The sequence below is a fragment of the Streptosporangium sp. NBC_01755 genome (assembly GCF_035917995.1).
GTDB lineage: Bacteria > Actinomycetota > Actinomycetes > Streptosporangiales > Streptosporangiaceae > Streptosporangium.
In genome coordinates, this window is record NZ_CP109131.1 from 5027809 (window position 1) to 5042211 (window position 14403).

At 70.5% G+C, this 14403-nt stretch carries 13 protein-coding genes; 4 read left to right on the top strand and 9 right to left on the bottom strand.

From position 1 onward, the window contains the following. Positions 1 to 192: 192 nt before the first annotated feature. Positions 193 to 1959 (bottom strand): PD-(D/E)XK nuclease family protein, encoded by a 1767-nt coding sequence (locus tag OG884_RS24030; RefSeq protein WP_326636393.1) that lies wholly within the window; start codon positions 1957 to 1959, stop codon positions 193 to 195. Positions 1960 to 2082: 123 nt separating this feature from the next. Between OG884_RS24030 and OG884_RS24035 the strand changes: the two genes are divergently transcribed. Further along, positions 2083 to 2244, top strand: coding sequence for a hypothetical protein (locus OG884_RS24035; protein WP_326636395.1), 162 nt, complete (start codon positions 2083 to 2085; stop codon positions 2242 to 2244). A gap of 498 nt (positions 2245 to 2742) precedes the next feature. On the opposite strand, the gene OG884_RS24040 is transcribed toward OG884_RS24035, so the two are convergent. Then, complete coding sequence (locus OG884_RS24040) at positions 2743 to 3891, bottom strand: NAD(P)/FAD-dependent oxidoreductase (RefSeq protein ID WP_326636397.1); 1149 nt, start codon at positions 3889 to 3891, stop codon at positions 2743 to 2745. Between the two features lie 85 nt (positions 3892 to 3976). Then, positions 3977 to 5344: an NAD(P)/FAD-dependent oxidoreductase gene (locus OG884_RS24045; protein WP_326636399.1), complete on the bottom strand. Its 1368-nt coding sequence runs from the start codon at positions 5342 to 5344 to the stop codon at positions 3977 to 3979. Positions 5345 to 5619: 275 nt separating this feature from the next. Between OG884_RS24045 and ctaD the strand changes: the two genes are divergently transcribed. Next, positions 5620 to 7320 carry an aa3-type cytochrome oxidase subunit I gene (gene ctaD, locus OG884_RS24050; protein ID WP_442811512.1) on the top strand — a complete coding sequence of 567 codons (1701 nt, stop codon included), beginning with the start codon at positions 5620 to 5622 and terminating at the stop codon, positions 7318 to 7320. Positions 7321 to 7350: 30 nt separating this feature from the next. Here the strand turns inward: ctaD and OG884_RS24055 are convergent, their stop codons facing one another. The 3 genes from OG884_RS24055 to OG884_RS24065 form a co-directional block, all read right to left on the bottom strand. Then, positions 7351 to 8205 carry an MBL fold metallo-hydrolase gene (locus OG884_RS24055; protein ID WP_326636402.1) on the bottom strand — a complete coding sequence of 285 codons (855 nt, stop codon included), beginning with the start codon at positions 8203 to 8205 and terminating at the stop codon, positions 7351 to 7353. Between the two features lie 77 nt (positions 8206 to 8282). Then, positions 8283 to 9176 (bottom strand): serine/threonine-protein kinase, encoded by an 894-nt coding sequence (locus OG884_RS24060; protein ID WP_326636404.1) that lies wholly within the window; start codon positions 9174 to 9176, stop codon positions 8283 to 8285. 25 nt (positions 9177 to 9201) lie between these two features. Further along, the gene (locus OG884_RS24065) at positions 9202 to 11145 is read right to left on the bottom strand and encodes an N-6 DNA methylase (RefSeq protein WP_326636406.1); all 1944 of its coding nucleotides are present in this window, start codon (positions 11143 to 11145) and stop codon (positions 9202 to 9204) included. Positions 11146 to 11229: 84 nt separating this feature from the next. On the opposite strand from OG884_RS24065, the gene OG884_RS24070 reads away from it, so the two are divergent. Then, the gene (locus OG884_RS24070) at positions 11230 to 12033 is read left to right on the top strand and encodes a PP2C family protein-serine/threonine phosphatase (RefSeq protein ID WP_326636408.1); all 804 of its coding nucleotides are present in this window, start codon (positions 11230 to 11232) and stop codon (positions 12031 to 12033) included. Positions 12034 to 12075: 42 nt separating this feature from the next. Here OG884_RS24070 and OG884_RS24075 read toward each other — a convergent pair whose 3' ends face one another. After that, positions 12076 to 12906, bottom strand: coding sequence for a phosphoribosylaminoimidazolesuccinocarboxamide synthase (locus OG884_RS24075; protein ID WP_326636410.1), 831 nt, complete (start codon positions 12904 to 12906; stop codon positions 12076 to 12078). Further along, positions 12903 to 13280 (bottom strand): hypothetical protein, encoded by a 378-nt coding sequence (locus tag OG884_RS24080; protein ID WP_326636412.1) that lies wholly within the window; start codon positions 13278 to 13280, stop codon positions 12903 to 12905. Before OG884_RS24080 ends, OG884_RS24075 begins: the two co-directional genes overlap by 4 nt. Positions 13281 to 13360: 80 nt before the next feature. On the opposite strand from OG884_RS24080, the gene OG884_RS24085 reads away from it, so the two are divergent. After that, positions 13361 to 13966: a helix-turn-helix domain-containing protein gene (locus tag OG884_RS24085; protein WP_326636414.1), complete on the top strand. Its 606-nt coding sequence runs from the start codon at positions 13361 to 13363 to the stop codon at positions 13964 to 13966. A 68-nt stretch (positions 13967 to 14034) separates the two neighbouring features. Here OG884_RS24085 and OG884_RS24090 read toward each other — a convergent pair whose 3' ends face one another. Beyond that, positions 14035 to 14397, bottom strand: a complete 363-nt coding sequence (locus OG884_RS24090) for a DUF488 domain-containing protein (protein WP_326636416.1) — start codon at positions 14395 to 14397, stop codon at positions 14035 to 14037. Between the last annotated feature and the right edge of the window lie 6 nt (positions 14398 to 14403).

A 14403-nucleotide genomic window follows, 5' to 3' on the forward strand; every position in this document is an offset into this window, starting at 1 on the left:
ATCTGACGGATTCGCAGTCGCAGGCGAGGAAGGAGCCTGAAGGGGGCGATTTCTCCCAAGGGAGCACGGGTGACCGTGGGAGCACGAGTGCACAGGTGACCGTGGGAATCCGCTCGTGTGCGAGGGAGGACATCAAGAGGGAGGACATCAAGAGGGAGGACATCAAGAGGGAGGACATCAAGAGGGAGGACATCAATATGGTGGCTCGTCGTCGGGGTCGGGATCGGCGAGGGTGGCCGCGATCGCTTCGACGCGGCCGTCCAACCGTCCGGGGCTTGCCAGGATCTCTCCGGTGAGCGGGTCGAACGCGAGACCGTCCACCACGTGCGCGGTGGAGCGGGAGGCATCCGGGCACCAGCGGGCCACCGGGCAGAACCGGCACCAGGAGCCGGGAGTGGCGCGGAAGGCGACGTCGCGGTGCCAGGGCCGGATCCGGTCGAGGACGACCGCGCGGGCGGCGGAGACGATCGCCGGGTCGGCGGCGTCGAACGTGAGCACCTCGGCGGAGGCCGGGGTGAGCTGTTCCAGCTCGACCAGCCCATCGGTGTCCTCGAAGACGCCGGCGGTGATCAGGCAGACCGCCAGGGCGAGCTGGGGAACCATCTCCAGCGCGTTCTCCGTGGTGATCCCGCGCGGTACGGCCGACGTCTTCTGCTCGCGGTAGACGAGACGCCCGTCCACCCGGCGGAGGAGGTCCGGGTGGGCGAGCACCACCACATCGGCCCGCGCGTCGTACGCGGCGACCTTCGGCTCGGGCCTGACCTCGGAGGCCTCGCCAGGGCCGTTCAGCGGGCATACCTCCAGATGCCGGAGCAGGTACGGCCGGGCCCGGTGATACTCCTCCCGCTCCATCAACGCGTCGGCGAGGCCGCAGTCATCGGCGCCTGACTCCGGAAGGTCCGCCAGGGTGCAGGGCCTGCCACGGGTGTGCGCGGTTTCGAGCCACGCGTGCACGTGCTGACCGCGCTCGGCCGCCGGGCTCGTCTCCCAGTCGCCGGGAAGCCGGAGCTCGCGCAGGTGAGCCTGCGCCGGGCAGACCTGGTAGTAGCGGGACGTGGTGATCGACCACGTTCGCCGATGTGTGCCCCGGTCGTCGAGGCCGAGCAGGCCCGGAGCGTGCGCGAGATCTCCGCAGGAGGCCCGCGCCTTGCACTCGGCGCAGTGCTGCCCCGGAATCCGGTCGCCACCGGCCAGCAGCCGGGCTGTCGCGGGTCTGACGTTCGAGGCGTACGCGCCGCGGATCTCCTCCAGGTCCGTCGTGTCGAGAAGGACCTCGTCTGTCCCGGTGGTCAGTCCGATCTCGACCACTCGCACCCGTTCCGGCACGGGAACGGGTCGCACCGGGACGGGGATGGCGCGATACAGCTCCGACGGGTCCTCCACCTGTCTGCCCACGGCCGCCACATACGCCATCGCCTGGGTGGACGGCCTGTCCGCACTGCCCAGGGGGCGGCGCAGGCGCATCCGGCGGAACTCCACCGTCGTGCCGTCCGGCGAGCCGTACCACCGGCCCCACACGGTGAGGGAGCGCATCTCCGCGGCGGATCGGCCGCCCTGGACGATCCGGGGGTTGCGTTCGGGGTGGAGCTCCACCCCCTCGGAGGCGAGCGTGGCGGCCAGGCTCTCGGAGACCTCCAGATAGGTGTGGCAGGCGTGCCAGACCCAGCTGGCGACCCCCGGATGCACGGTGCTGCGGGTGTTTGCGAGAGTTCTCGTCAGGGCCTCGTCGACCTGGGCCGCCTCGAACTCGACCGCGTCGAGCACGTCCATCACCAGGCCGAGCGGAAAGGTCTCCCATGGTGCGTACCTGCGCTTCTCGGAGACCCGTGACCACAGCTGCGGGCGAGCTTTGACGGCTGCGAAGTCTCCGCAGTCGCCCTCCCGATGGTCGAGCAGGCTCGCCGACAGCCGGACGACCTCGAAATTCCCGGTGAACTCGGTGCTGGGGGACTGGCTCAACGCACTCTCCTAGGTGTGGGGGAAGCCGAGAGGTGCTTCTGCGTTGCAACACAGTGAAACATAGTGTGAATTACAGTCACGAGTTTTTTGGGATGGCGAGGGTGAAGCATCAGAGTGCGTTGATTGGGCGGTACCGCCGCCACACTGCTCGACGGGATCGTCATGCCTGATCAGAACGGCGCGGGGCCCCGGCAGCCCGTCTCCTTCGCCGACGGCACCGGGGCGGGGTTCGGCAAAGAGCCCTCCTGGCGGTCGGTGGGCGACTGTGGCATGTTGCAGGCGTGAACATAGGCATCGACAGGTGAGGTGCATGTGACGTACGTCCTGCGGGAGATCGCCAGCCAGCCCGAGTGCTGGCGGCGGGCGCTGGAGCTCGGCGCTGCGAGTCCGGCGGGCCTGCCGGAGGCGGGCGAGCGGGTCGCCGTGATCGGCTGCGGCACCTCGCTCTACATGGCACAGGCCTACGCGGTCCTGCGCGAGCGGTCGGGGCAGGGGGAGACCGACGCCTTCCCCGCCTCCGAGTTGCCCGCACGCCGCTACGACCGGCTGGTGGCGATCACCAGGTCCGGGACCACCACGGAGGTGCTGCACGCCCTCGGCGTGGCCGGGGACATCCCGACGGTCGCCGTCACCGCCGATCCCGCGGCCCCGGTGTCCGGCCTGGCGAAGACGGTGATCGCGCTGGAGTTCGCCGACGAGCGCTCCGTGGTGCAGACCCGGTTCGCCACCAGCGGGCTCGCCCTGCTCCGCGCGCACCACCCGGGGAGCGTGCGCGTGTGGTGTTCAGCGTCGTCGGACGCCGCCCGCGATCCAGCGGCGGACCACGGCCAGCGCCAGTGGGAGCGGTACGGTGCCCGCGCCGAGACCCACGTCGACCAGCAGGTCGAACACCTCCTTGCGGCGGGCGGCCGTGTCGATCGCCGCGTCGATGAAGCCGGGTGACTGGGCGGCGAGGGCGAGCACGTCCGTGGTGCGCAGGTGCCGTCCGAGTGCCTTTCTCAGCTCGCGCCGGTAGGCGGGCAGCGGGTCGGCGGCGGCCCGCACGGCCGCCTCGCCGGCGAGGCGGCCGGAGACCAGGGCGTAGTAGATGCCCTCGCCGGTGAGCGGGTTGATGAGACCGGCGGCGTCACCGGCGAGCATCACCCGCCCCGAGCCCGGCCTCGGCCGCCCCGGGGACAGGGGCAGATGGTGGGCGCGCAGGTCGTGGGCGCTCAGGTGGGGCAGCAACTCGGCGAGCCTGCCGTGCAGCACCTCGCGGCCGGGCAGGCCGGTGGCGCGCAACCGAGGCAGCAGCATCCCGAAGCCGACGTTGGCGGTGCCGTCACCGATGGGGAACGACCACGCGTACGCGGGCCACCCGTCCTGCTGCATGAAGATGGACTGCACGTCGTCGTCGGCGGGTACGTCGGCGTAGCCGCGCACGGCGATCGCGGTGTGCCTGTCAGGGGCGGGGGAGATGCCGATGAGGCGCCGCACCGTCGAGTTGGCCCCGTCGGCGGCGACGACGGCGCGGGCGGTGACGGTGCCGTCGAGGACGATGTGGCCGCCGAGGACGGCGAGCGAGCGGACGCGGTGGCGGCGGACCTCGACACCGCGGGCACGGGCGGCGTCGACGAGGCGGGCGTCGAAGACCCTGCGGGGGACGACGTGGTTGGGTCGGGCGGAGGTGGCCGAGACGCGCTCGCCACCGGGGGAGATCACCGTCAGGCGCTGCGTCGGCCGGTAGTCGGCGATGAGGTCGGGGATGCCCAGCAGGGCGAGCTCGTCACGACCGTGGGCGGCGATGCCGTCGCCGCAGGCCTTGTCGCGGGGGAAGTCGGCCCGATCGAGCAGGAGCACCCGTGCGTCAGGCCGAAGCTGCCTCGCGCGCAGCGCCGCGGCAGCCCCTGCGGGCCCACCGCCGACGACCGCCAGGTCCCACACGTCATCCACTCTGGTGAGCCTTCCCTGTACGCCCGTGCGGAATCGCCTTGCCGTCACTTCCGCCGTAGGGGAGGGCCTGTCGGCTCGGATGAGTTCATGCCGAAGGATCTCGCCGTCCTTTAAGTTTCACCGGCTTCACCGGCTCAGGCCGCGGGGCGCTCGGGCTGTGGGGGTGCTCGGGGGTGGTGCAGGCGAGCGGGACTTCCGAGCCGTCGACCGTGCCCAGCTGGACGATCTGGCGAGGCAGCACGAGATCCAGCAGCCAGCTCCCGGCGATGCGCGCCCGGCCGTGCGGGATGGCCAGCAGGTGGTAACCCCGGGTTACCGCCTTGGCGACCACACCCGACAGCGGCACGCCCAGCGGGTTCGCGGCGGCGGCGGCCCCGCCCAGGTCGACGACGAACCCCAGGTCGTGGTGCCTGTACGGCAGGAGCCGTCCGTGACCGTACGAGGCGGCGATGTTGTGGGCGGCGCGCCTGCCCTGGCGGCCGGCGTGCTGGGCGGTCATCGGGGTGTACTCGCCCGGCCGGGTGAGGTCGGGCACCGCGGCCGCGTCGCCGCAGGCGTAGATCTCCGGATGTCCGGGCACCCGCAGGTATTCGTCGACGAGCAGCCGCCCCTTCGCGGTCGGCAGCCCCAGCGACTCCACCATCGGGTCGGGGCGCACGCCGACGCACCAGATCAGGGACCGGGTCGGCACGAACTCGCCGTCGGAGAACTTGACCCCGTCCGCCGTCGCCTCGGCCACGTTCGTACCGGTGCGGATCTCCATGCCTCGCTCCGACAGCGTCCGGTGCGCGGTCCGCGACAGGCGCTCGTCGAGCCCGGGAAGGATGCGCGGGGCGACGTCGGCGAGGATCCAGCGCACCGGCTGGTCACGCAGGGCGGTCTGTCTCCTGCGGGTGTCGAGGGTGAGCAGCTGGCCCTGAGCCGCCACCTCGGTTCCGGTGTATCCGGCGCCCACGACCACGAACGTGCACCGGGCTCTGCGCTCCTCGGGGTCGTCGGAGGTGGCGGCGAGCTCGATCTGGCGGATCAGGTGGTCGCGCAGGTAGAGGGCCTCGGCGATGCTGCGGAAACCGTGGGCGTGCTCGGCGACGCCGGGTATGGGAAGCAGCTTGTTGACGCTGCCGACCGCGACCACCAGGCGGTCGTAGCCCAGCTCGCGGGGGTTGCCCTCGGCGTCCGTGCACTTCAGGCGGCGCGCCTCGATGTCGACGGTGTCCACGCAGGCGAGCAGATGCCGCACACCGGGGTAGTTGCCCGACAGCGGGATCGCCACCTTGCGCGGGTCGAGGATCCCTGCCGCGACCTCGGGCAGCAGCGGCAGGTAGAGGAAGTAGTCGGTCGGGTTGATCAGGACGATCTCGATCGCGCCCTTCGCGATTCCGGAAAGGGCGCGGACCGCGGTGAAGCCCGCGAACCCTCCTCCGATCACGACGACTCGCTGTCGCTTGGCCATGAGGTTGTTCCTTTCGACGCTCCGTATTCCAGCGGAGTGCCCCCTGCGCCCCCGGGTCAAGCACGGCGTGTCATCCGACGTTGCCCACGCGGACCTTGAGGTCCGGATGAGGGCGATTAATCGCCAGGTCAGCGCGCGGGCAAGATGGCGGAAGGGTGCGAGTGGGAGCGGCTTTTCCTGGGGATGGCGGGGTGGAAGGCGGCGGGGATCGGATGCCGCGCCGGTTCGTGGACGGGCCGGTTCGTGGACGAGCCGGTTCCCGAGGGGGGTGGGCTGTGACGACCTCCGAGCAGTCACGTGAGGGGCCGCTGACCTCACCGTCGGCATCGCGCAACGGAGAGCCGGGCTCACTGGTCGTGAACTGGCTGACCAGCACCGACCACAAGGTGATCGGCTATCTGTACATGATCACCTCGTTCGTCTTCTTCATGATCGCCGGGCTCATGGCCATGGTCATCCGGGCGGAGCTCGTCCAGCCGGGCATGCAGGTGGTGAGCCTGGAGCGCTACAACCAGATGTTCACCATGCACGGCGGGGCCATGCTGCTGCTGTTCGCGACCCCGCTGTTCGCCGGGTTCGCCAACGTGGTCATGCCGCTGCAGATCGGAGCGCCCGACGTGGCGTTCCCCCGGCTCAACATGGTGAGCTACTGGCTTTTCCTCTTCGGTGGCGTCATCGTCCTGTTCGGCTTCCTCACCACCGGCGGTGCCGCCGACTTCGGCTGGACGTCGTACACGCCGCTCTCCACGGCGCAGCACTCCCCGCAGGTCGGCGGTGACCTGTGGATCGTAGGCCTGGTGATGGCCGGCCTCGGCACGATCCTCGGCTCGGTCAACTTCATCACCACGATCATCTGCATGCGGGCCCCCGGGATGACGATGTTCCGCATGCCGATCTTCACCTGGAACGTGCTGCTGACCGGTCTGATGGTGTTGATAGCCTTCCCGGTGCTGTCCGCCGCGCTGCTCGCCCTGGAGGCCGGCCGCAGGCACGGCGCTCACATCTATGACCCGCAGACCGGGGGAGCGCTGCTCTGGCAGCACCTGTTCTGGTTCTTCGGCCACCCGGAGGTCTACATCATCGCGCTGCCGTTCTTCGGCATCATCAGCGAGGTGATCCCCGTCTTCAGCCGCAAACCGATCTTCGGCTACATCGGCCTGGTCGGCGCGACCATCGCGATCGCGGGCCTGTCGATGACGGTGTGGGCGCACCACATGTTCACCACCGGCCAGGTTTTACTGCCGTTCTTCTCCTTCATGTCGTTCCTGATCGCCATCCCGACGGGTGTGAAGTTCTTCAACTGGGCCGGCACCATGTGGCGCGGGCACATATCGATGGACTCGCCGATGATGTTCGCGGTCGGATTCCTGGTCACCTTCCTGCTCGGCGGGCTGACCGGGGTCATCCTGGCCTCCCCGCCGCTCGACTTCCAGGCGCACGACTCGTACTTCGTGGTCGCGCACTTCCACTACGTGGTCTTCGGCACCGTGGTGTTCGCGATGTTCGCGGGCTTCTACTTCTGGTGGCCGAAGATGACCGGCAAGATGCTGAACGAGAAGCTGGGCAAGCTGCACTTCTGGTTGCTGTTCATCGGTTTCCAGGCCACCTTCCTGGTCCAGCACTGGCTGGGTGCGCAGGGCATGCCGCGCCGCTACGGCGACTACAGCCCGATCGACGGGTTCACCACGCTCAACCTGGTCTCCTCGATCGGCGCGTTCGTGCTCGGCGCCTCCACGCTGCCGTTCCTCTACAACATCTGGTACACCGCACGCCACGCCCCGCGCGTGACCGTGGACGACCCGTGGGGTTTCGGCAACTCGCTGGAGTGGGCCACCTCCTGCCCGCCGCCCCGGCACAACTTCGCCTCGATCCCGACCATCCGCTCGGAGCGGCCCGCCTTCGACCTGCATCACCCGAGGATCGGGGACCGGCCACGTCGGCTCGACCCGACGGCCGGGCTCCACGAGGAGATCTGAGCGGTCCGCGTCCTCGCGGTCTCCTCGCCGTCAGCAGGGGCGGCCGAGGGCGGTCCTGGTGGTCTCCTCGGGGTACGGCGACAGGCGCACGGCGTCGGCGGGGGAGAGCAGACCCGCCGCCACCCGCTCGCACAGGCGGGCGAGGGCGGCGACCTCCGCGTGCTGGGCGGCGGCGAACGCACGGTCGACCGGGTCGCCGTGGCCGGGGACGATGACGCCGCCGATGCCGCCGATGTCGTCGCCGCCGATGATGCCGCCGGTGTCGCTGTCGCTGTCGCCGAGGAGGTCGAGCAACCCGGCGAGGGTGGCCGGCCATTCGAGAGGGTAGGCGTCCTCGTAGGCGGGCGGGGCGCCGTTCTCCACCAGGTCCCCGGCGAAGACCACGCCGGCGTCCGGTACGTGGACGACCAGGTCGTTGCCTGAGTGGCCGCGGCCGAGGTGGGCCAGGACGACCGGGCGACCGCCGACGACCAGCTCCGCCCGGTCGGTCACGAGGTGGTCCGGCAGCGCGATCTCGGTCCTCGCGATGTCACCGGCGATGTCCGCACGTCCCCGATCCCGGTAGTGGCGTGCCCACTCGTCCCTGGCACGGCCGCCGTTCTCGACCAGGTCGGTGCGGCAGCCCTCGTGCGCCCAGACGGGGCAGCCGAGGAACGGCCGGGTGCCGAAGCTGTGGTCGAAGTGCGAGTGGGTGATCGCCACCGTCCACGGGGCACGGGTGATCCGCCTGACCTCCGCGAGCAACTCCGCCCCCTGCCGCTCGTCTCCCCGCGTGTCGACCACCAGGCAGCCGCCGTCGCCTACGACCAGCCCCACCGACAGGTCCAGCTCGGCGTACCGCCGCACCAGCACCCGGTCCGCCACCTCGACCCATCGACCTTCCACGGCTCGTATTCTCCCCCTGATCACCGAGGCCGGTCGAGGCGACTGCCATACGTTTGGTGACCGTCGGGAAAGGGCCGTCAGGCCAGGACCCGGCCGACCATCCGCGCGTACATCCGACCCGGGCTCGGCACCGACGACGGGTGCAGGAAGCCCGGGAGCATCGGCAGGTCCACCGCGAAGGGCTGCAGCCGCTCGTAGAGGACGTCGGCGCCCGCGGGACGGTTGTCGGGATCCTTCTCCAGCAGGTCGGCGACGAGTCGGTTCAGCTCGGCGGGGACCCCCGGAACCTCGGGCGGGCGCTCCTTCACCTGGCGCTCGAACACGGCGTACTCGGTGGGGCCGGTGAACAGCTGGCGGCCCGTCAGCATCTCGTGGATCACGCACCCGAGGGCGTAGAGGTCGCTGCGAGGGCCGGACAGGCCGCGCTGGATCTGCTCGGGCGCCATGTACGACGGGGTGCCGAGGATCTGGCCGACCCGGGTGAACTGCGTCGAGTCGGCCTCACGGAGCACGGCCAGGCCGAAGTCGAGGACCTTGACGCTCCCGTCAGGGCAGAGCATCAGGTTGGTCGGCTTCAGGTCGCGATGGTAGACGGACAGCGCGTGGGCGGCGGTCAGCACCGCGCAGGCCTGGGCGGCGATCGCCGCGGCCCAGGGCACGGGGAGCGGGCCGTGCTCGCTGACCACGTCGGCCACGGTGACGCCCTCGATGAACTGCATCACCTGGAACAGTCGCTGGTCGAAGGTGCCGAAGTCGTACAGGACCGGTGCGCCGGGGTGCTCCAGCCTGGCCAGGATGCGGGCCTCGCGTAGGAAACGCCGCTTCAACTCCTCGTCGGGGCCGGTGAGGAACCTCAGGAACTTGACGGCCACCCTGCGGTCGAGATGCCTGTCATGGCCGCCGTAGACGGCGCCCATGCCCCCCTGGCCGAGAGGGAGGTCGTCGAGTACGTATCGGTCGCCGATGACCATCGACCCTCCCCTGGACGTGCGGGCGTCACGCCCCTTGGTCGCATGGCCGGAGATGGCCGTCGACCAGTCCGTCAAAGCCTAGCCGGATCAGCGTTTCCCCCAGCGCCCTCGTCGCGCGCAGCCTGTCCTCCAGTTCGAACAGCTCGCGGAAGGCCGTGCCGTACATCCGCTGGTCGGACAGGGGCAGCATGGGCACCCTCGCCCGCCGCACGTCGAGGCGGCTGGAGCTGGGATGGACCCTGGCGGCGTCGGCCGAGCGCAGGAAACCGGCCAGGAACCCGGAGTCGAGCCGCTGCGGATCGACCCGGTAGAGCGTGAGCTGCGGGCCGAGCGCCGCCCCGCTCTGGGTGATCAGCCTGACCGCGCCGAGCACCGTGGTCACCACGTCGCCGGGCCTGATCATGACCAGTGCCGGGTCGAGGGTGGTACGGCCGGAGGGCGAGGCGCCCGCCGCGGTGTCGTCGGCGGTCAGCACCGGGAGCGGGCCCTCGTCCGCCGACATCCTCGGCGGCGCCTGCAGGATCGTGATCAGCCCTGCCTTGGCCAGCTCGCCGACCGTGGTGGTCGGCAGGTCCTGCCGCTCGGCGAGCAGTTCCAGGGCGGGAGTGGCCTCCGACAGCGTGGCCGAGGTCTCCATGAACCTGGCCAGGGCCTCGGTGAAGTCACGCGGGAAGTCGAGGCCGCTGTGCTGCGGGCGGTGCCTGCCCGGGGCGAGGTCGACCTCGTCGTCGAGCAGGTCGATGATGCGCACCGTGCGGCTCTCGCCGGACAGTTCGGCCTCGGGGTTCTCCAGGTACGCGCGCCAGGCGGGCTCCACGCTCGACAGGTCCTCGCCGGCGTCCACCATCAGCAGCTGGGACGGCGGGCGTCCGCCGTCGGGCCTGCGGAGTATCCACAGGTCGGGACCGCCGGGCGCCGGCGTCACCACGGCCCGCAGCGCTCCCGCCCGGAGCAGGTTGCCACGGATCCGCTTGCCCGGACGCCGGCTGGCGGCGGCGGTGGGCATCAGGATCGCCACCAGGCCGCCCGGCCTCACGCGGGCGAGGCAGTGCTGCACCCAGGCGAGCTCGGACTCCCCGCGCGGCGGCAGGCCGTACTCCCAGCGCGGGTCGCCGGCGAGCTCCTCGTGACCCCAGACCCGCTCGTTGAACGGCGGGTCACAGACCACGGTGTCGGCCGCCTCACCGGCCAGGCCGTCCTCGCGGAGCGAGTCACCGGCGACGATCCGGGCCTCGGTCCCCCGCAGCAGCACCCGAACCGCGGTGAGCAGCGCGTTCGTCTCGTTGATCTCCTGCCCCGTCAGGAGGGTCTTCCCGCCTGTCGAAGCGCTTCCCCGCCGGGCCGTCGAGGCGTCCGCGCCCAGCAGCAGCGTTCCGACACCGCATGCCGGGTCGAGGACGACGTCCCCCTCCCGCACCACCAGCCGGACCATGAGCTCGGCCACATCCTCCCTGGTGACCGAGAGCTGGCGGGAGTGGGCCTCGACGTAGCGCTCGAACAGGAACTCGAAGACCTCCAGTGGGTCGCGCTCGGTGGCCAGCTCGGCGACCAGCCGGACGAGGGCCAGGTCGTCCAGGCGGAGATCTGCGGAGCCGGGGAGATCGGTCGTCACCTCGGCCATATGGGTGAGAGACTTCGTTCCATGATCACGCCAGGCGGTGGGCTCGCGGCGCAGGAACAGCAGGAACGCGCCGACCTTGGCCACCAGTTCGCCCAGCCTGAGGTCGTCGACCGAGGTGCGCATCCGCTGCCAGACCAGATCGCCGAGCGAGACCTCAAAGGATTTGCCGTTCGCGCGCAGCCACACGGCGATCTCGGGCAGGGAGAACAGCGGGCTGGAGGTGGTGCCGCCCACCGGCTGGGGAAAGTCCTCGTGGCGGCGGCGCCAGTTGCTCACCGCTGCCCTGCCGACCCCGGCAAGCCGGGCGATGTCGCCCGCGTTCACGGTGATCTCCTGGCGTTCCTCCATGTTGGGCCACAGTAGTTGACTGTGCCGCAACGGTCTACAACGCCTTTGCTTGTGAAGTGCTTCAACCAATGATTTACTGCCTTCATGGCACTGAACCAACCACTGGCACTGCGCTACGCGGCCCGCTCTGACGTGGGAGTCCGCCGTGAGGCGAACGAGGATTCGGGCTACGCGAGCGCACGCCTGCTCGCCATAGCGGACGGTATGGGTGGTCATGCGGGTGGAGAGGTCGCCAGCTCACTTGCCGTCACCGCCATGGTGGCGCTGGACGACACCCTTCCCGCGGGCGGTGTCGACCTGCTCGCCGCGCTCAAGGGCGCCGCCAGGGACGTCAACCACACACTGCGCGACATGAGCGAGCAGGATCCCACGCTCCGTGGCATGGGTACCACTCTGACCGCCATGCTCTGGGACGGCGCCACCTTCGCCCTGGCCCACGTCGGGGACTCCCGGGCCTACATGCTGCGCGACGGCGCCCTCTACCAGATCACCCATGACCACACCCTGGTCCAGTCACTGGTGGACGAAGGGCGGATCACCCCCGAGCAGGCCGCCGAGCACCCGCGCCGGTCAATGGTGCTGCGGGTCCTTGAGGGCACCGGCGACGGTGAGCTGGACCTGTCGCTGCGCGAGGCCTACCCGGAAGACCGCTATCTGCTCTGCTCCGACGGCCTGACCGCCGTGGTCGGTCCCGAGACCCTGTTCAACACGCTGACCGAGATCTCCGACCCCGACGAGGCGGCCCGCTGGCTCATCGACCTCGCCAACCGGGGGGGCGGCCCCGACAACATCACCTGCATCGTGGCCGACTTCGGGACGCCCACCGGTTCCGCCCCCGTGGAACCGACCATCGTGGGCGCCGCGGTCGAGAGGAAACTCTCCCTGTAGGGACTTCGGTGCCTCCCCGAGCGTCGGGGAGTTCGCTCGGTCCTACCAGGTTCTGCCGGTGATGCGTTCGTACGCCTCGATGTAGCGCGCCCGGGTGGCCTCCACGACCTCGGCGGGCATCTCGGGAGCGGGCTCCTTCTTGTCCCAGCCCGTGCCGGTCGCCCAGTCGCGCACGTACTGCTTGTCGAAGGAGAACTGCGCGTGGCCGGGCTCCCACCGGTCGGCGGGCCAGAAGCGGGAGGAGTCGGAGGTCAGCACCTCGTCGCCGAGCACGAGCGCGCCGTCGGAGTCCCGGCCCAGTTCGATCTTGGTGTCGGCGATGATGATGCCCCGCTCCGCGGCCAGTTCGGAGCCTCGCAGGTAGATCTCCAGCGTGATCCGCCGGAACTCCTCGGCGGCCTTGGCGCCCTCCAGGGCGACCACCCCGTCGAAGGAGATGGGCTCGTCGTGCTGCCCGAGCGGTGCCTTGGTGGACGGGGTGAAGATCGGCTCGGGGAGCTTGGAACCGTCCAGCAGACCGGGCGGCAGCGGCACGCCCGAGACCGACCCGTGCGTCCGGTACTCCTTCAGCCCGCCGCCGGTCAGGTAGCCGCGTGCGACGCACTCGACCTTCGCCATCTCCAGCTTTCTGCACCGCACCGCACGGCCCGCGAACTCGGCGGGTACGTCGGTCGCCGAGATCACGTGGTTGGGCACGATGTCGGCGAGTTGCTCGAACCACCAGAGCGAGAGCCGCGTGAGGATCTTCCCCTTGTCGGGGACGGGTGTGGGCAGGATCACGTCGTACACCGACACCCGGTCGGACGCCACGAGGATGATGTCCCCACGGTCCTCGTAGACGTCGCGGACCTTCCCTGAATGAAGAAGCTTCACGGCTTTCCTTGCTCTCGCTCGACCCGGTCGCTGACCGACACCTGCTCACCGTATTCGACATCCGGCGACGGGCCGTGCCCGCCCTGCCGGACGACCGGCCCGCCCGCGTGGCCGGAGAGGGGCTCGGGCCGCCGGCGGTGAGCGGCCACGGCGTGGCGGGTGTCCTCGGCGATGAGGTCGGCGTTGATGGCCGCGGCGGTGTTCAGTGCCGAGGCTGCGGAGACGATCACCTGGGCGCGCAGGTCCGCGACGTTGCCGGCCACCCACACCCCGGGCACCGAGGTGGCCCCGGTGGGATCGGCGGGCAGGTAGCTGCCGACGACGTGGCCGCCGACCAGCTGCTCGACCGGCTCCAGCCCGAGGGAGACGAGCACGTCGGCCGTCTTGTCGCAGGACTATCCGTCTACGGTGGCTGATTTGACAAATGCCATTGCCGGAGTAGCAAATAGATGGCATGGACGACGACGCTCTCACCTCAGACGAAGCCCTCGACAGGGTCATCGACGCGGTAGGCCCGCGCCTGCGGGCACTGCGCCGGCAGCGCGGCGCGACCCTGGCGCAGCTCTCCGAGGCCACCGGGATCTCGGTCAGCACCCTGTCCCGCCTGGAGTCCGGCCAACGTCGTCCCACCCTGGAACTCCTGCTTCTGCTGGCCCGAGCCCACCAGATCCCCCTGGACGAACTCGTCGGCGCGCCGGAGACCGGCGACCCACGCGTCCACCAGCGCCCGATCATCCGCAACGGCAGGACGTTCATCCCGCTGACCCGCCGGCCCGGCGGGCTCCAGGCATACAAGATGATCATTCCGGCGAGCCGGCCCGGGGTCGGGCCGGAACAGCGGGTCCACGAGGGGTACGAGTGGCTCTACGTCCTGTCCGGGCGGTTGAGCCTGTCGCTCGGCGAGAAGGAGATCGTCCTGATGCCCGGAGAGGTGGCGGAGTTCGACACCCACATCCCGCACGCCTTCAGCAATCCCGGCCCGGAACCCGCCGAAGCCCTCAGCCTGTTCGGCCCCCAGGGCGAACGCCTGCACGTCCGCGCCCGCCCCTCCGACAGGTGAGCCGCCGGGTGCCGGTTGCCCGCCACGCGGACCGCGAAGCACTTCCATGACCACGTGGGACGCCGCGGTCAACCCCGCAGCAGGTCGGCGAGGACCACGGCCTCGCTGATGTCGGCACGCCTGGTCGCGGTCAGGAGCGTCACCGTTCGCTGCTTCGCCATCTCCCGCAGGTGCTCCAGCGCGGCGGCCCGCTCGGGATCCTTCAACTCGGCCCGGTAGCGGCGGCCGAACTCCTCGAACCGAGCCGGATCGTGGCCGTACCACGTGCGCAACTCGGTCGAGGGCGCCACCGCCTTGCACCACTCCTGCAGGTGTGCCTTCTCCTTGGACAGCCCGCGCGGCCAGATCCGGTCGACCAGCACCCGGGCGCCGTCGGAGGCTGTCGGCTCCTCGTAGACCCGGCGCACCCGTACTTTTGGTTTGGTAGCCATACCGTG

What these genes read in the sequence shown, in the direction of transcription:
- OG884_RS24045 (WP_326636399.1), bottom strand. Translation starts at nt 5,344, where the DNA reads ATGGCCAAGCGACAGCGAGTCGTCGTGATCGGAGGAGGGTTCGCGGGC.
- OG884_RS24085 (WP_326636414.1), top strand. Translation starts at nt 13,361, where the DNA reads ATGGACGACGACGCTCTCACCTCAGACGAAGCCCTCGACAGGGTCATC.
- OG884_RS24060 (WP_326636404.1), bottom strand. Translation starts at nt 9,176, where the DNA reads ATGGTCATCGGCGACCGATACGTACTCGACGACCTCCCTCTCGGCCAG.
- OG884_RS24070 (WP_326636408.1), top strand. Translation starts at nt 11,230, where the DNA reads ATGGCACTGAACCAACCACTGGCACTGCGCTACGCGGCCCGCTCTGAC.
- OG884_RS24065 (WP_326636406.1), bottom strand. Translation starts at nt 11,145, where the DNA reads ATGGAGGAACGCCAGGAGATCACCGTGAACGCGGGCGACATCGCCCGG.
- OG884_RS24090 (WP_326636416.1), bottom strand. Translation starts at nt 14,397, where the DNA reads ATGGCTACCAAACCAAAAGTACGGGTGCGCCGGGTCTACGAGGAGCCG.